Here is a 16,041-nt window from a genome sequence, read left to right as displayed (position 1 = left end):
GGCTGGGTATTATCGATGACACCCGTTTAATTTAGTAAACGAATGCAACCAGGCAGGATGCTGAGCATGCAGACAGGAAGACAGGGACATCAGGAACACACGGCCTCCTATTACGCGGCCACTCGCAACGACCATCGGCAGTGGCCCGAGCTCAGTGGTGAGCTGGATGCGGACGTCTGCGTCATCGGTGGCGGTTTCACCGGCCTCAACACCGCCATCAATCTGGCCGATGCCGGTTACAAGGTGGTGCTGCTGGAGGCCAACCGCATCGGCTGGGGGGCGTCGGGGCGCAACGGCGGCCAGCTGATCCGCGGCATCGGTCACGATACCAGCCAGTTCGCCCGCTGGATTGGCGAGGCGGGCGTGCGGGAGCTGGATCTGATGGGGATCGAAGCGGTGCAGCTGGTGCGCGAGCGGGTCGAGCGTTTCAATATCGAGTGCGATCTGACCTGGGGCTATTGCGATCTCGCCACCAAGGCGCGTCACCTGAAGGGGTTCGAGGAGGATGCCGAGCACCTGGCGAGCCTGGGTTATCGGCACGCACTGAAAATGGTGGCGCGGGAGGAGATGCACACCGTGGTCGGGTCGGATCGCTATATCGGCGGGATGATCGACATGGGCTCCGGTCACCTGCATCCTCTCAACCTTGCCCTCGGCGAAGCGCGTGCGGCAGCCAGTCTCGGGGTCTCCCTGTTCGAACACTCAAGGGTGACCCACATCGACTACGGCGAGCGGGTCGAGGTGACCACGGCCCACGGCCGGGTCAGCGCGGACTACCTGGTGATCGGCTGCAACGCTTACCTGGGCGACCTCCAGCCCGATCTCGGGGGCAAGGTGCTGCCAGCAGGCTCCTACATTCTCGCCACCCAGGTGCTGGAGAAGCGCCTGCGCCAGCGCTTGCTGCCACAGAACATGGCGGTGTGCGATCAGAATGTGGCGCTCGACTACTATCGGCTGTCGGCGGACGGTCGCCTGCTGTTCGGCGGGGCCTGCAACTACTCGGGCCGTGACCCCCGCGATATCAAGGCCTTCATGCTGCCCAAGCTGCTGCGGGTCTTCCCCGAGCTCGCGGGTACCGCCATCGAGTTCCAGTGGGGGGGCATGATAGGCATAGGCGCCAACCGGCTGCCCCAGATAGGCCGCCTCGAGCAGCATCCCAATGTCTTCTATGCCCAGGCCTATTCGGGCCATGGCCTCAATGCCACCCACATGGCGGGCAAGCTGGTGGCGGAGGCGATCAAGGGGGAGAGCCGGGGCTTCGATCTCTTCAGCCGCGTCCCTCACATGACCTTCCCGGGTGGCCCGGCGTTGCGCTCTCCGTTGCTGGCGCTCGGGATGCTCTGGTATCGGCTGAAGGATCTGCTCTAGGGGGAGGGGGGCTCGGGATTATCCCTGCTGCGTCGCGTCTGGCTCGGCCAGGCGCCAGCCCTGCTCCGTCTTCATCATCCAGACCTGGGTCTCCTGCGCCAGGGCCTGGCCTGCCTCGAAGTCGCCATATTTGCGCTCGAGCTCCATCAGCCCCATCTCCTGCTGGAAGGGGCCGACCCTGTCATAGACGAGATCCTCGTCGTGCAGCACCTGCAACTGATCCAGTCCCTGCTTGAAGTGGAGCTGGTAGCTCACCTTGACCAGATAGACCCCCTCCATCCGCTCCTCCTTGCCGAGCACGGCGAAGTCGCGGATGTCGAACAGGTCAGCATCTGTGCCCGCCTGCAACCTGGCGGTGACCTGGCTCTGGATGGTCTCTTCACCGGGACCTGCGTTGCAGCCATAAAGCCAGAGGGCCAGCAGGGGGATGAACCACTTTTTCATCAAAACTCCGGACGAACGAGACGGGAAAGGGCAAATTCTGCCACGGCGTCGGTCATATACAAGGGATTGCCGGAAAAATGGCGGTCAAACCGGGGGCCCACACGGTTGCACGGGCCACCCGGTATTAGGGCAGCTTGTCCAGCTGGCCGAGAAATTCGGCAGGCCCCATGAAGCCGGTCACCCGCTGGCCGTTCACCTCGTTGCCATCGCGATCGAAGAAGAGGAGGGTCGGCAATCCCAGCACGTTGAGGCCGTTGAGCAGATCCACGTCGGCGTCGTCGTTGGCGGTGACGTCCGCCTGCAGCAGCACCATCTCGCTGAAGCGCGCCTGCACATCGGGGTCGCTGAAGGTCTTGTGCTCGAACTCCTTGCAGGCCACGCACCAGTCGGCGTAGAGATCCAGCAGCACCGGCTTGCCGCGGGCGGCGGCGAGCTGCACCTTGAGATCGTCCAGGGTCTTGATGCGGATGAATCGGGGGGTCTGGGCGGCGGCATTGGCCCCCTCGGGTGGCAGCAGCAGATCCTTGCCCACCACCACAAGGCCCATCATCGCCAGCAGCAGGACGAAGCCGCCGAGGCTCTTGCCCACCGAATGGGCGCGATGCTGGTTGTGGTGATAGAGATAACCGCACAGCACCAGCCCCCAGCCGAGCCAGAGCAGGGTGGCGACGAGGTCGCTCAGGAGCCTTGAGAGCAGCAGGATGGGCACCGCCAGCAGGGCGAAACCAAAGAGTTGCTTGATCACATCCATCCAGGCGCCGGCCCTGGGCAGCAGCTTGCCGCCAGAGGTGCCGAGCAAGAGCAGCGGCAGCCCCATGCCCAGGGAGAGGGCATAGAGGGCCGCACCGCCGAGCCAGAGGTCGCCACTCTGGGCCACGTAGATAAGGGCCCCGGAGAGCGGCGCCGTGGTGCAGGGGGAGCAGACCAGTCCCGAGATCATGCCCATGATGGCAACGCCGGCCACGGATCCGCCCTGCTGGCGGTTGGAGAAGCCCGAGAGACGGGTTTGCAGGCTGCTCGGCAGTTGCAGTGTGTAGAGCCCGAACATGGAGAGGGCGAGCAGCACGAACATCACCGAGAGGCCGATGAGCACATAGGGGTGTTGAAGGGCCGCCTGGAATTGCAGGCCCGCCGAGGCGACGACGAGCCCGAGCAGGGTATAGGTGACCGCCATCCCCTGCACATAGACGAAGGAGAGCAGGAAGGCGCGACGGGTGGAGAGGCGATGCCCGGCCCCGGCGATGATCCCGGTCAGGATGGGATACATGGGGAAGACGCAGGGGGTGAAGGCGAGGCCGAGACCCAGGGCGAAGAAGGCGGCGACGCTGATCCAGAACCCCTGGCTGCCGAGGGCGGCCGCAAGCCTGTCCTGCTGGCTGCCCGGCACGTCGGTGGCCTGAAGGGGGGCCGCCGCTTCCGCCCGGGCGGGGGCGGCGAGGGGCTCGACGGCGATCCGCTTGTCGGTGGGTGGGTAGCAGAGTCCCTCGGTGCAGCCCTGGTAACTCAGGGTGAGGCTGGCCGCGTCCCCGACCCGGGTCAGCGCCACGGGGATCTGCACCTCCTGGTAATAGACCCGGCTCTTGCCGAAGAAGTCATCCTCGTGCTCGGTGCCGGGGGGCAGGACGGGCTCGTCGAAGGCGAGGTTCTCTCCCTTCACACGGATGCTGTGGCGATAGAGGTAGTAGCCGTCAGCGATGCGTATCCGGAGCAGCAGCCGATCACCCTGTTGTTCGCTCTCGAGGGCGAAGGCCTGATCCACCTTGAGGAATCTGGGCTGGGTCTCGATGCCGAGGCTGCCGAGCAGATCCTGGCTGCTGGCCCGGGCGGGGGCCGTCGTCAGGACGCAGAGCAGGCCCAGCAGCATCGGCAGGAAGGAGAGGGGGCGAGAGGCGGTCATGAGGTCTCCTGTGTCAACCAGTCGAGATAGGCAGGGTGGCCCTGGCTTGCCGGGAGCGCCAGGATCTCCGGTACCTCGTAGGGATGGTGGGCGAGAATGCACTGGCGCAGGGGGTCGAACAGAGCGGCCCGACTCTTGATGACGAGCTGGATCTCCCGGGTTCGCTCCGTCTTGCCCTGCCAGCGATAGACGGAGGTAACCCCGGGCAGCTGGTTGATGCAGGCGGCGAGGCGCTGGTCGAGAAGCTGCTCGCAGAGGCGGTCTGCACTGGTCTCGTCGGGGCAGGTGCAGAGCACCAGAATGGCGTCGGTCATAGGGATGGACGGTCTCGGCAACGGGGCGCACGGGCCCCCTGGATCAGCCGTTACTATACCGGGCCGGGGGGCAAATAGCACCCGGCCCCCCGCACCCGGAATAAGTCATGCGCCCGAGATGGACGCTGTGAAAAGGACAGGGCAGAATGAGCGGGCTTGTTCCAATTCTACGTAAGGAAATGTATGACCCAACAGAATGAGCAGCAGAGAAACCGCATGTTGAGCCTGTTGCGTGAAGGGGAGCGCCGCATGCTGGTGCAACTGGCCGGTCTGCTGCGTACCAGTGTCGACGAGATCAATGCGGAGCTGGAAAAAGAGGAGCTGTTGTCGGCGTTGGAGCAACCCATCACGGTGGAGTACCTCAACGGCGTGGTGCAGCATCATCTGTTCGAGCGCCTGCACAAGGGGGACATGGTGGCGGCCCAGCGCATGCTGAACCAGTACCAGAGCGACCTCGAAGCCATGATGCGCCAGGAAACCAGGCAGGACGACACCCCGCCGGAAGAGGCCAAGGCCCAGGCCTGACCCCGCGAGGCCCTCTTCAGCACCATCATGCCATCGCATGATGGTGCCTCGCCCTTACCCCTCGAATCGCTTATCCCAGCGCCTTCTGCACCTGTCCCATGGGAATGGGGAACACCTTGTCGTAGCTCCAGTTGTAGACGAAGGCATAGACCAGGTAGAAGAGCACGAAGCCCATATCCAGCACCAGCGCCTCCAGCAGGCCGATGTCGAGCCACCAGGACATCACCGGCAGGGCCACGATCAGCAGGCCCCCCTCGAACCCCAGGGTGTGCAGCACCCGCTGCCACAGCGCCTTGTGGGTGTGGCCCTGATAGCGCAGCAGCAGCTTGTCCACCCCGATGTTGTAGACATAGTTCCAGACGGTGGCGACCACCGAGAAGAACAGGGCCAGGGGGCCCATGTGGTTGAGCCCGACGCCGGTCACCCAACTGGCCAGCGGGGCGGCGATCAGCAGGCCAATCAATTCGAAGCCGATGGCGTGGCGCAGGCGGTCACGGGTCGTACGCATGGTCTGTCTCTCTCTTTGGTCAGGGAATGGCGGCAATGTATCGCCAAAACCGGATAGATTCACGTTGGTATCTATCGCTAAAATAGATAGATGTGACGACACAACAGCACGGCGGAGCAGGCTCATGACCCCTTCACTGGAACACTTCAAGGCATTGCTGGCGACGGCCGAGACCGGGTCGTTCTCGGCGGCGGCGCGCAGGCTGGGCAAGGCCCAGTCGGTGGTGAGTGCCGCCATCGCCAACCTGGAGATCGATCTCGGCCTTGCGCTGTTCGATCGCAGCGGCCGCTATCCCGTGCTGACCGAGGCGGGTGCCCGCATCTGTCAGGAGGCGGGGGTGCTGCTGGCCCAGAGCGAGCGACTGCAGGCCATCGCCGGCGAGCTGGCCAACGGCGTCGAGTCGCGCCTCACCCTGGCCATCGACGATGACTCCCACCTGCCCTGGCTTGGCTCCCTGCTGGAGGAGTTTGCCAGCCGCTACCCGGCGGTGGAGCTGGAGCTGCTGTTCCCGCTGATGGAGGACGTGACCGAGCTGCTCAAGAGTGGCCGTGCCCAGCTCGGCATCAGCTACCAGAAGGCGCACCCCGAGCGGGAGCTGGTCTCCCGCTCCCTAGGGACGGTCACCATGCCCCTGGTGGTCTCTCCGGATCACCCCCTGGCCCACAAGACGCCGTTGAAGGAGAGCGACCTGCAAGGGGCTCGCCAGTTGATGGTGACCGGACGGCGGGAGGGGACGGAGCGTCATCGCTTCCGTCTCTCGGCGCAAGTGTGGTGGGTGGAGGGGGATCTCGGGATCCTGGAGCTGGTGAAACTGGGGCTGGGATGGGCGGCGGTGCCCGAGTTTCTGCTGCACCGGCCCCTGGCGCGGGGGGAGCTGGTGGTGCTCAAGCCGGACTTCATCGCCGAGGCGGAACTGGCGCTGGAGTTGCAGTGGTATCGCGCCCGCCCGCTCGGGCAGGCGGGGCGCTGGTTGCAGGAGGCACTGCTGGCGCGGGTGCCTCGCTAGGGGGGATTCAGTCGATCAACGCATAGGGCAGGGGTTGCAGACTGAGGCTGGAGCCCTCTTCCAGCTTGAGGCGGAAGCGGGCGTCGGCCTCGGTATCCTTGGGCAGCACGGCGGTGAGCCACACCTGACCCTGCTGCTGCCAGGCGTTGAGCACCAGACCGCTGCGGCGCCAGTTGTCACCGAGCTGGATCTCCAGGGTGTCACCGCTGGCCACCTGCGTTGCGGCAGTGCCGCTCAGCACGAAGAGGGCGCGGTTGTTGGCGCCGCGATACTTGGCGCGCGCCACCGTCTCCTGCCCCATGTAGCAGCCCTTGTTGAAACTGATGCCATCAAGGGCTTGCAGGTTCAGCATCTGGGGGATGTATTCCCCCTGATGGACCGCTTCCAGATGGGGGAGACCGGCTTTGATTTCCAGCCCCCACCAGAGTCCTTCGTCGCCCACCGGCAGGTTCAGGGCCAGCGGGGATGTGCTCGCCAGCAGCCAGCGGTCCGCCTCCACCCTGACTGCCATGCCGCCCTCCACCAGGCCGGTGCCGGTCAGCGCGAAGTGCTGTGCCATCCAGTCGTCCGTCCCCTGACCGGCCAGTCCGGCCAGGCTGCCCTGAAACTCGCCGATCTCGACCTTGGCAAAGATCGCAAACTTCTTGAGCTCCGGCAGCTGGCGGGCCAGCACCGAGGGCTTGGTCAGCATCAGCAGGCTGTCTTCCAGGCAGAGCAGGCGAAAATCGCTCCACAGCTTGCCCTTGGGATCGCAGTGGCCGCCGAGGGTGCTCTGGCCCGGTTGCAGGGCGTTGACGTCGCAGGTGACCTGACCTTGCAGATACTTGGCGCGATCCGGGCCGCCGAGGCGGGTGATGGCCAGATTGGTCAGGGAAAACAGGGTCGGCTCGGCAGGAAGAAGAGGGGTCGGCAGGCTCACGATGGGATTCCAGAGACAGAAAGTATGTGACCTGCATGGTAAAGACGTAAGGAATGTTTGTCAGCCGGAAAATCCTGCTGCTACCATTCCCCGGTCTTTGTAAGGAGAGTTCCATGTTGAACCCAAGTGAGAAGTCCCGCCTGAAGTGGGCCTGCCGTCGCGGCATGCTCGAGCTGGATGTGATCTTTATGCCATTCTTTGAGCACGAGTTCGATGGCCTCGGCGAGGCCGAACAGTGCACCTTCATCCGCCTGCTGGAGTGCGAGGATCCCGAGCTGTTCCGCTGGTGCATGGGTCACGGCGTGCCCGAGGATCCCGCTTTTGCCGCCATGATCCCCCTGATCCTCGAGCGCAACCAGGCCCGTCACGACAGCCTGCGCTGAGCCCGACTCGCGACCGCCACCCCTCATGGCCAGCCTCGCGTCTCCCCAGCGGGTAGTGATGCCCGTGATCGCCTCCCGCCAGCAGCGTCTGCTGCTGTGCATCCTGTTTCTGTTGCTGCTCTTGCCCGTCGCCAGCTTGATCCAGGGCTGGCAATGGGGGCTGTTCCTCCCTGTCTGGGGGCTGAGTCTGTGGCGCGCGTTGCGCCGCCATCCGGCGGCGAGCGGCGTGCTCGTCTGGGATGGGGAGTGGCTCGAGTGGCAAGGGGCGCGCCATCGGCTGGATCCCCGCAGCCGCATCCTGCCCGGGGTGCTCTGGTTGCGGCTGAAGACGGTGGAGGGCTCCGAGGGGCAGCTCTGGCTCTTCTCCGATGCCCTGGCCCCTGCACACTACCGCGCCCTGGCCCGCGCCATTCACCTCGCTGTCCGCTAGGGGCGTCTCTCTACCTGCTACATCTGCCGCTCATAGCAGATGACCCCGCCTGGGCGGGGTCATCTGGGGGAGGGCATACGCCCGAATCGAACGCAACGGCCTTATTCCAGATCCGGGGTCAGCACGGTCGGCTTGGAATCCGGCTGCATGTCCGGATAATCCAGGTTGTAGTGCAGACCGCGAGACTCCTTGCGCTCCAGGGCGCAGTTGACGATGAGCTCGGCCACCTGCAACAGGTTGCGCAGCTCCAGCAGGTTGTTGGAGACCCGGAAGTTGGCGTAGTACTCCTGCACCTCCTGCTTGAGCAGATCGATGCGACGCTTGGCCCGGGCCAGGCGCTTGTTGGTGCGCACTATGCCCACGTAGTCCCACATCATCAGCCGCAGCTCGTGCCAGTTGTGCTGGATCACCACCTGCTCGTCCGAGTCATCCACCTGGCTCTCGTCCCAGGCCGGCAGGCTGGGGGGCGCCACGCTGGTGGGCAGCTTGGCCAGGATGTCGGCTCCCGCCTGGTGGGCATAGACCACGCATTCGAGCAGGGAGTTGGAGGCCATGCGATTGGCGCCGTGCAACCCGGTATAGGTCACCTCGCCGATGGCATAGAGGCCGGGGATGTCGGTCTGGCCGTTGTTGTCGATCATCACGCCGCCACAGGTGTAGTGGGCCGCCGGGACGATGGGCATCGCCTCCCTGGTGATGTCGATACCGACCGCGAGGCAGCGCTCATAAATGGTCGGGAAGTGCTTGATGATGAAATCCGCCGGCTTGTGGCTGATGTCCAGATACATGCAATCCGCCCCGAGGCGCTTCATCTCGTGGTCGATGGCGCGGGCGACGATGTCCCGCGGGGCCAGCTCGGCCCGCTCGTCAAACTCCGGCATGAAGCGGCTGCCGTCGGGACGGCGCAGGTAGGCCCCCTCGCCACGCAGCGCTTCGGTCAGCAGGAAGTTGGGGTCGTCCGGGTGGAACAGGCTGGTGGGGTGGAACTGGTTGAACTCCAGGTTCGCCACCCGGCAGCCGGCGCGCCATGCCATGGCGATGCCGTCGCCAGAGCTGACGTCCGGGTTGGAGGTGTACTGGTACACCTTGGAGGCACCGCCGGTGGCCAGCGCCACGAAGCGGGCGCGGATCACCTCGACCTGCTCGGCGTTGCGATTCCAGACATAGGCTCCCAGTACCTTGTTGCCCGGCAGACCCAGCTTGCGGGTGGTGATGAGATCGACCGCGTTGAAGCGCTCCATCAGCTGGATGTTGGGGTGGGCGCGCACCTGGTCGATCAGGGTGAGCTGCACCGCCTTGCCGGTGGCGTCGGCCGCGTGGAAGATGCGGCGATGGCTGTGGCCCCCTTCCCGGGTCAGGTGATAGTGGGATTCCCCCTCGGCATCCTCTTCCTGATCGAAGGGGACCCCTTGCTGAATGAGCCACTGGATGGAGTCGCGGGCGTTGCGGGCGGTGAACTCCACTACCGCCGGGTCGCACAACCCGGCGCCGGCGTTGAGCGTGTCGCTCACGTGGGATTCGATGCTGTCGGTCTCGTCGAACACGGCAGCGATGCCTCCTTGCGCATAGAGAGTGGCCCCCTCACTGATGGGCCCCTTGCTCAGAACCAGGACTTTGGCCTGGTCTGCCAATCGCAACGCGAGGGACAGACCGGCGGCACCGCTGCCAATGATGAGTACGTCGCAAAGGTATTCAACACTTGCTTTCATAAGTATCATTGGCCTGGATTAAGAACTGGCCCCATGGTAGCCCAAGGGGGGTTGTGATGCAGCCCGCATCACATTTTTTTCAATGCAAGCGAACTTTCCCTGATTCCTCCTGTCTGAACTTGTGCGCTTAGAAGGGGCCGGAAAAGAAAAACGATAACCTGATGGGGGTTTTACGGCTCTGATGAGCGACCAGAATCTACTGGACGAACAGCTGGTTGAACGGGTCCAGCGTGGCGATAAAAATGCATTCAACCTGTTGGTACGCAAGTACCAGCACAAGGTGGTCAACCTGGTGGCCAGGTATGTCAACAATCCGGGCGATGTACCGGATGTGGCGCAGGAGGCATTCATCAAAGCCTACCGTGCGTTGCCGACATTCCGTGGCGAGAGCGCGTTTTACACCTGGTTGTACCGGATTGCCGTCAACACGGCCAAAAACTACCTGACGTCACAGGGGCGCAGACCGCCCAGCAGTGATGTCGAAGCGGACGAGGCTGAATATTATGGTGGTGGTGAAGCCCTGCAAGAGGTGGCCACCCCGGAAAACCTGGCGCTGACCGACGAGATCAAGCGTACCGTGTTTACCGCCATAGAAGCCTTGCCAGAAGATTTGAGAACGGCGATCACCCTTCGTGAAATGGAAGGGCTGAGCTACGAGGAGATTGCGGAGATCATGGATTGTCCGGTGGGTACGGTGAGATCCCGCATCTTCCGGGCGAGGGAAGCAATCGATAAAAAGCTGCAACCTCTGATCGAGCATTAACTGGGGAAAGACAGGCAAACTTATGGCAAATAAAGAGCAACTTTCAGCCCTGATGGATGGCGACCTCAGCGAAATCGAGGTACTGAACGAGCTGGGAACGGATCCCGCTCTGCAGGATACCTGGTCGCGTTACCATCTGATCGGTGATGCCATGCGGGGTGACCTGCCGGTCAATCTGCAACTGGATCTCAGCGACAGCATCATGCTGGCGCTGGAGGATGAACCCGCCATACTGGCGCCCAAGCCGGCACAGCCTGCTGCGCCCCAGGTGCAGCCCGCCGGCAAGGTGATCCCCTTCGTTCGCCGCTTTGGCCAGCAAGTGGGGCAGTATGCCATTGCCGCCTCCGTGGCTGCCGCCGTCATCTTCGGCGTGCAGCAGTACCAGGGCAAGGACGGTGTGCCGACCAGCCCGGTGCTCAATACCATACCCGTGGGTGGCAGTGCTGCGCCGGTGAGCGTGCACTATCCCCAGGATGGCAGCCGGACCGGTGTGCGTCAGCAAGGTCTGAGCGAGCAGCAGATGCAGGAGCAGCGCGAGCGCATCAATGCCTTCCTGCGCGACCATCAACTGCAACAGCGTCTGCTGCAAGACAAGCAGATTCAGGAATAACGCATTTTTAGGGATCAGATCGTGCGCCAGTCCAGCCGTATCCTGCTGGCCTCTCTCCTGTTGATTTGTGCCAAGGCCTCGGCCGACGATCTGTCGGCCGAGGCCTTGTTGCAGCAGATGCAGAGTGCCGTTTCGCAACAAAACTTCGAATTGTCCATGGTCAAGGCCCGCCAGGGGCGCCTCGAGCCTATCCGTTTCAGCCACGGGATCATCGATGGCAAGGAGGTGGCTCACTTGAGCTATCTCGACGGCAAGGCCGTGGAGTTCCTGCAACGCCAGAACGAATACACCTTCTTCGAAAACACCCATGAACCCTACACCCTCAAGGGGGCGCGTTTCCCCGGGGTGTGGTCGAGCCTGGTGAGGATGCCGCTGCCCCGGGTGATGGAGAGCTATGACCCCGTGCTGGCGGGCCGCAGCCGGGTGGCCGGCCTGGTGGCACAAGTGGTGCGGCTGGTGCCCAAGGAGGCGGACAAGTACGGCTTCGTGCTCTGGATTGACGAACAGAGCCATCTGCTGCTGCGGGTGGACATGGTGGATCGAGAGGGCAATCTGGTGGAGCAGGTGCTGGGGGTGGATCTGGACAGGCAATCTGCGCCGGCCCCCTGGCTGGTCACCCTGGCACGCAGCAAGCTGCCGGATGCGCTGGCGCTGGAAGATGCCTATCCCGCTCCCCAGCAGACCCTCAACTGGCACCTGACCTGGTTGCCCGATGGCTTCAAGGTGCTCTCTCAGGATCGGCATCAGCTGGTCAGCACCAGTCTGCCGGTGGATTACATGATGCTCTCCGACGGGCTGGTGGATCTCTCCGTCTACGTTTCCCGGGTCGATCCCAAGCAGGCGGTGCGCCAGCAGTTGATTCGCCAGGGGGCCACCTCGCTGGTGAGCTTCGTCAACGAGGTCGGGGTAGAGATCACCGTGGTGGGCGAGGTGCCCGCCGAAACTGCCAAGCGCATCGCCGAGGCAGTGCAGCCCCTGGCTCGCAACGAGGCGGTGCAGTGAGTCTTTGCCGTGAGACTTGCCCTGAGGGTGCCGCCGTGCTGAGATCCGGAGCATCCACCGCCCCCTGTGAGGAGTCATCAGGTGAGTAACATGAGTGAAGAGCTGGCCACAGTAGTGGCCATCGACGGCAATCACGCCTGGGTGGAGTGCGAGCGGCGATCCGCCTGCAGCGGTTGCCACCAACAATCCAGCTGCGGGACCGGCACCGTCGCCAAGGCCTTTCCCATGAAGGCGCAGCGGCTGCGGGTCGCCCTCACCTGTGATGTGGCGGTGGGCCAGCAGATCCGCCTGGGCATCCCTCAGGCCAGCATCCTGCGCGGTGCGGCCCTGGTGTACGTGCTGCCGCTCTTCTGTCTGCTGCTGGGCGCCCTGCTCGGCCAGCTTTGGCTGGTGCCGCTCTTGTCGGCGGGAGAGGGGGTGACCATCCTCTGCTGTCTGCTGGGCGGCGCCATCGGATTTTTACTGGTTCGTTACTTTTCTGACCGGCTCGAGCAGGGGGAATACGGTCCCCGCATGCTCGGGGTGGTGCTCAATACCCGTCATCTCTCTTGAGGGGCCGGGTCTGGCGGAGGGCATCCAGGTGCCCAACGCCCGCCAGACAAGGCGCTATTTGTGGGGCCCGCCGACTAAAGATTGGCCGTCGACCGGGTTATCCAGTAAAATCCTGCCCTCATATCCGACCCTAACTTAATTTTGAGTGATTCTTGCTCGATGAAACACATTCGTAACTTTTCGATTATTGCGCACATCGACCACGGTAAGTCGACCCTGTCGGACCGTCTGATCCAGACTTGCGGCGGCCTGTCCGATCGCGAGATGCAGGCCCAGGTGCTGGACTCCATGGATCTGGAGCGCGAGCGCGGCATTACCATCAAGGCACAGAGTGTGACCCTGAACTACCAGGCACAAGACGGTAACACCTATCAGCTGAACTTTATCGACACCCCGGGCCACGTGGATTTCTCCTACGAGGTTTCTCGCTCCCTGGCTGCCTGTGAAGGGGCACTGCTGGTGGTGGATGCCGGTCAGGGGGTTGAGGCACAGACTCTGGCCAACTGCTACACCGCCATGGAAATGGATCTGGAAGTGGTGCCGGTGCTGAACAAGATTGACCTGCCGGCCGCAGAGCCCGAGCGGGTTGCTGAGGAGATCGAGGACATCGTCGGCATCGACGCGGTGGACGCGGTGCGCTGCTCCGCCAAGACCGGCCTCGGTGTCGATCTGGTGCTGGAAGAGATCGTCGCCAAGATCCCGTCCCCGGAAGGGGATCCGGAGGCGCCGCTGCAGGCGCTGATCATCGACTCCTGGTTCGACTCCTATCTCGGGGTCGTGTCGCTCGTGCGGATCAAGAACGGTTCCCTGAAGAAGAACGACAAGATCAAGGTGATGAGCACCGGTCAGGTGTGGGGTGTGGATCGCATCGGTATCTTCACGCCGAAGCAGGTGGACACCGACGGCCTGGGTTGTGGCGAGGTAGGTTGGGTCGTCTGCGGCATCAAGGACATCCACGGTGCGCCGGTGGGGGATACCCTGACCCTGGCCAAGCACGGTGCCGAGAAGGCGCTGGCCGGCTTCAAGAAGGTGAAGCCCCAGGTCTATGCGGGCCTGTTCCCCATCTCCAGCGATGACTACGAGTCCTTCCGTGATGCGCTGGAGAAGCTCTCCCTCAACGATGCCTCCCTGTTCTACGAACCGGAGAGCTCCACGGCGCTGGGCTTCGGCTTCCGCTGCGGCTTCCTCGGGATGCTGCACATGGAGATCATCCAGGAGCGTCTGGAGCGTGAATACGATCTGGATCTCATCACCACCGCGCCGACCGTGGTCTACGAGATCGAGCTGAACGATGGCTCCACCATCCACATCGACAGCCCGGCCCAGATGCCCGCCATCAACAACATCAAGGAGATGCGCGAGCCCATCGCCGAGTGTCACATCCTGCTGCCGCAGGAGTACATGGGCAACGTCATCACCCTCTGCATCGAGAAGCGCGGTGTACAGACCAACATGGTCTACCACGGCAAGCAGGTGGCGCTGACCTACGAGATCCCGATGGCGGAAGTGGTGCTCGACTTCTTCGACCGTCTGAAGTCCACCAGTCGCGGCTACGCCTCCCTGGACTATGGCTTCAAGCGCTTCGAAACCTCCGACATGGTCCGTCTGGACATCATGATCAACGGCGAGCGGGTCGACGCCCTGGCCATCATCACCCACAAGGAGAACGCCCAGTATCGCGGTCGCCAGGTGGTGGAGAAGATGCGCGAGCTGATCCCGCGCCAGATGTTCGACATCGCCATCCAGGCCGCCATCGGCAACCAGATCATCGCCCGCAGCACCGTCAAGGCATTGCGTAAAGACGTCACCGCCAAGTGCTACGGTGGTGACGTGAGCCGGAAGAAGAAGCTGCTGAACAAGCAGAAAGAAGGCAAGAAGCGGATGAAGTCCCTGGGCCGTGTGGACGTGCCGCAAGAGGCCTTCCTCGCCATTCTCCACGTCGGAAAGGATTAATCGATGGCAAGCACCTTTTCCCTGATCCTCGTCGTCGTCACCCTGCTGACCGGCATCATCTGGACGCTCGACAAGCTGGTCTGGGCCAAGCAGCGGGCGGCCAAGATTGCCGCCGCCCGTGCCAATGCCGGTCCGGATGTGGACGAGAAGACACTGGCCAAGGTGGCCCCCATGCCGGTCTGGATCGAACAGACCGGCGGGGTTTTCCCGGTGATCGCGCTGGTGCTGATCCTGCGCTCCTTCATCTTCGAGCCGTTCCAGATCCCGTCCGGCTCCATGATGCCGACCCTGCTGGTGGGCGACTTCATCCTGGTGGAGAAGTTTGCCTACGGCCTCAAGGACCCGGTGACCAACACCAAGTTCCTCGAGACCGGCGAGCCGAAGCGCGGTGATGTGGTGGTCTTCAAGTATCCGCTGGATACCCGGGTGGACTACATCAAACGGGTGGTCGGCATGCCCGGCGATCGGGTCATCTATCGCAACAAGGAGCTGATGATCCGGCCCAAGTGCGATGAGCAGGAAGGGAAAACGTGCCCCGGCTTCCAGAAGCTGGACGTCAAGTTCGAGCAGCGCGGCGAGTTCAGCCAGATGGGGATCCCGCTGGATCGCTACACCGAACAGCTGGGCGATGTCTCCCACGAGACCTTGCGCAACCCGCTGATGCCGGACCTGGTGGACCGCTACTATCGCCAGCCCGGCACCTACCCCGACGAGTGGGTGGTGCCGGAAGGCCACTATTTCGTGATGGGTGACAACCGCGACAACAGCACCGACAGTCGTTTCTGGGGCTTCGTGCCCGAGCAGAACCTGGTGGGCAAGGCGGTCGCCATCTGGATCAGTTTCGAATTCGAGCGCGAGGAAGGGTCCAGCTTGCCGAGCTGGGTGCCGACCGGTGTGCGCTTCAACCGCATTGGCGGAATCAAGTAAATGAATATCAAGATGAACAGACTGCAGTCCCGTCTCGGGCATGTCTTTCAGGATCCTGAGCTGCTGACCCGGGCACTGACCCATCGCAGCGCAGGGTCCCGTCACAACGAGCGCCTGGAATTTCTGGGGGACTCCATCCTGAGTCTGGTGATTGCCGATGACCTCTTCCACCGCTTCCCGCAGGCAGCGGAAGGGGATCTCAGCCGGATGCGCGCCACCCTGGTGCGCGAGAAGACGCTGGCCGAGCTGGGCCGGGAATTCGACCTCGGGGATCACCTGATCCTGGGGCCGGGGGAGCTGAAAAGCGGCGGTTTTCGCCGCGAGTCCATCCTGGCCGACACCGTCGAGGCGGTGATCGGCGCCGTCTATCTGGACACGGATCTGGAGCGGGTGCGCAGCCTCCTGCTCGGCTGGTATGCCAGCCGCCTTGGCGAGATCAAGCCCGGGATCGAACAGAAGGATCCCAAGACCCGTCTGCAAGAGATCCTGCAGGGCAGCCGCAAATCCCTGCCGACCTACACGGTGACCAACGTCAAGGGCGAGGCCCACAACCAGGAGTTCACCGTCCAGTGCGAAGTGGATGGGCTGGATGGCCCCCTGGTCGGGATCGGCTCCAGTCGCCGCAAGGCCGAACAGGCCGCGGCGCAGCAAGCACTGGAACGGCTGTCATGAGCACCATGACGGATCCGGCACTGTGCGCTCTTTTCACTCCATCAGCATTGGGAACGCGG

At 63.4% G+C, this 16,041-nt stretch carries 18 protein-coding genes; 12 read left to right on the top strand and 6 right to left on the bottom strand.

Annotation, left to right across the window (positions count from 1 at the left end):
- The first annotated feature begins 66 nt into the window (after positions 1 to 66).
- On the top strand, positions 67 to 1,368 hold the full coding sequence (locus AB5Y54_RS07285) for an FAD-binding oxidoreductase (RefSeq protein WP_041213912.1): 1,302 nt from the start codon (positions 67 to 69) through the stop codon (positions 1,366 to 1,368).
- Between the two features lie 18 nt (positions 1,369 to 1,386).
- Here AB5Y54_RS07285 and AB5Y54_RS07280 read toward each other — a convergent pair whose 3' ends face one another.
- The 3 genes from AB5Y54_RS07280 to cutA all read right to left on the bottom strand — a co-directional run bounded on the left by AB5Y54_RS07280 (position 1,387) and on the right by cutA (position 4,023).
- Positions 1,387 to 1,812, bottom strand: a complete 426-nt coding sequence (locus tag AB5Y54_RS07280; RefSeq protein ID WP_039040544.1) for a hypothetical protein — start codon at positions 1,810 to 1,812, stop codon at positions 1,387 to 1,389.
- Between the two features lie 124 nt (positions 1,813 to 1,936).
- Positions 1,937 to 3,709 (bottom strand): protein-disulfide reductase DsbD, encoded by a 1,773-nt coding sequence (locus tag AB5Y54_RS07275; RefSeq protein ID WP_368153410.1) that lies wholly within the window; start codon positions 3,707 to 3,709, stop codon positions 1,937 to 1,939.
- A complete protein-coding gene (gene cutA / locus AB5Y54_RS07270) occupies positions 3,706 to 4,023 on the bottom strand; it encodes a divalent-cation tolerance protein CutA (protein WP_213320111.1) in 318 nt (105 codons plus the stop codon). The genes AB5Y54_RS07275 and cutA overlap by 4 nt, the downstream gene beginning before the upstream one ends.
- A gap of 183 nt (positions 4,024 to 4,206) precedes the next feature.
- Here cutA and AB5Y54_RS07265 point away from each other — a divergent pair, with 183 nt between their 5' ends.
- Complete coding sequence (locus tag AB5Y54_RS07265; protein ID WP_368153409.1) at positions 4,207 to 4,548, top strand: hypothetical protein; 342 nt, start codon at positions 4,207 to 4,209, stop codon at positions 4,546 to 4,548.
- 70 nt (positions 4,549 to 4,618) lie between these two features.
- Here AB5Y54_RS07265 and AB5Y54_RS07260 read toward each other — a convergent pair whose 3' ends face one another.
- On the bottom strand, positions 4,619 to 5,056 hold the full coding sequence (locus tag AB5Y54_RS07260; RefSeq protein ID WP_039040541.1) for a PACE efflux transporter: 438 nt from the start codon (positions 5,054 to 5,056) through the stop codon (positions 4,619 to 4,621).
- Between the two features lie 124 nt (positions 5,057 to 5,180).
- Between AB5Y54_RS07260 and AB5Y54_RS07255 the strand changes: the two genes are divergently transcribed.
- Positions 5,181 to 6,062 carry a LysR family transcriptional regulator gene (locus tag AB5Y54_RS07255; RefSeq protein ID WP_010675650.1) on the top strand — a complete coding sequence of 294 codons (882 nt, stop codon included), beginning with the start codon at positions 5,181 to 5,183 and terminating at the stop codon, positions 6,060 to 6,062.
- A gap of 7 nt (positions 6,063 to 6,069) precedes the next feature.
- On the opposite strand, the gene ygfZ is transcribed toward AB5Y54_RS07255, so the two are convergent.
- The gene (gene ygfZ / locus AB5Y54_RS07250) at positions 6,070 to 6,981 is read right to left on the bottom strand and encodes a tRNA-modifying protein YgfZ (RefSeq protein WP_266109127.1); all 912 of its coding nucleotides are present in this window, start codon (positions 6,979 to 6,981) and stop codon (positions 6,070 to 6,072) included.
- A 113-nt stretch (positions 6,982 to 7,094) separates the two neighbouring features.
- Here ygfZ and AB5Y54_RS07245 point away from each other — a divergent pair, with 113 nt between their 5' ends.
- Together AB5Y54_RS07245 and AB5Y54_RS07240 are read left to right on the top strand one after the other, a co-directional pair.
- Positions 7,095 to 7,364: a succinate dehydrogenase assembly factor 2 gene (locus tag AB5Y54_RS07245; protein ID WP_368153408.1), complete on the top strand. Its 270-nt coding sequence runs from the start codon at positions 7,095 to 7,097 to the stop codon at positions 7,362 to 7,364.
- Positions 7,365 to 7,422: 58 nt separating this feature from the next.
- Positions 7,423 to 7,794 carry a protein YgfX gene (locus AB5Y54_RS07240; RefSeq protein WP_043154867.1) on the top strand — a complete coding sequence of 124 codons (372 nt, stop codon included), beginning with the start codon at positions 7,423 to 7,425 and terminating at the stop codon, positions 7,792 to 7,794.
- 101 nt (positions 7,795 to 7,895) lie between these two features.
- Here the strand turns inward: AB5Y54_RS07240 and nadB are convergent, their stop codons facing one another.
- Positions 7,896 to 9,503, bottom strand: a complete 1,608-nt coding sequence (gene nadB, locus AB5Y54_RS07235; RefSeq protein ID WP_128342483.1) for an L-aspartate oxidase — start codon at positions 9,501 to 9,503, stop codon at positions 7,896 to 7,898.
- Between the two features lie 181 nt (positions 9,504 to 9,684).
- Here nadB and rpoE point away from each other — a divergent pair, with 181 nt between their 5' ends.
- The 7 genes from rpoE to rnc all read left to right on the top strand — a co-directional run bounded on the left by rpoE (position 9,685) and on the right by rnc (position 15,982).
- Positions 9,685 to 10,266 carry an RNA polymerase sigma factor RpoE gene (gene rpoE / locus AB5Y54_RS07230; protein WP_010675645.1) on the top strand — a complete coding sequence of 194 codons (582 nt, stop codon included), beginning with the start codon at positions 9,685 to 9,687 and terminating at the stop codon, positions 10,264 to 10,266.
- A gap of 22 nt (positions 10,267 to 10,288) precedes the next feature.
- Positions 10,289 to 10,876: a sigma-E factor negative regulatory protein gene (locus tag AB5Y54_RS07225; protein ID WP_041211670.1), complete on the top strand. Its 588-nt coding sequence runs from the start codon at positions 10,289 to 10,291 to the stop codon at positions 10,874 to 10,876.
- A 21-nt stretch (positions 10,877 to 10,897) separates the two neighbouring features.
- Positions 10,898 to 11,878, top strand: coding sequence for a MucB/RseB C-terminal domain-containing protein (locus tag AB5Y54_RS07220; protein ID WP_010675643.1), 981 nt, complete (start codon positions 10,898 to 10,900; stop codon positions 11,876 to 11,878).
- Between the two features lie 90 nt (positions 11,879 to 11,968).
- Positions 11,969 to 12,430 (top strand): SoxR reducing system RseC family protein, encoded by a 462-nt coding sequence (locus AB5Y54_RS07215; protein ID WP_213320166.1) that lies wholly within the window; start codon positions 11,969 to 11,971, stop codon positions 12,428 to 12,430.
- A 159-nt stretch (positions 12,431 to 12,589) separates the two neighbouring features.
- Positions 12,590 to 14,383 (top strand): translation elongation factor 4, encoded by a 1,794-nt coding sequence (lepA, locus tag AB5Y54_RS07210; RefSeq protein WP_010675641.1) that lies wholly within the window; start codon positions 12,590 to 12,592, stop codon positions 14,381 to 14,383.
- 3 nt (positions 14,384 to 14,386) lie between these two features.
- On the top strand, positions 14,387 to 15,310 hold the full coding sequence (gene lepB / locus AB5Y54_RS07205) for a signal peptidase I (protein WP_010675640.1): 924 nt from the start codon (positions 14,387 to 14,389) through the stop codon (positions 15,308 to 15,310).
- On the top strand, positions 15,311 to 15,982 hold the full coding sequence (gene rnc, locus AB5Y54_RS07200; RefSeq protein WP_042864945.1) for a ribonuclease III: 672 nt from the start codon (positions 15,311 to 15,313) through the stop codon (positions 15,980 to 15,982).
- The last annotated feature ends 59 nt before the right edge of the window (positions 15,983 to 16,041 follow it).

Origin of the sequence: Aeromonas sp. s9, assembly GCF_040907765.1 — a bacterium.
Classification (GTDB): domain Bacteria; phylum Pseudomonadota; class Gammaproteobacteria; order Enterobacterales; family Aeromonadaceae; genus Aeromonas; species Aeromonas caviae.
The sequence above is the reverse complement of the archived record's forward strand: the minus strand, read 5'-3'. Positions and strand labels throughout refer to the sequence as shown.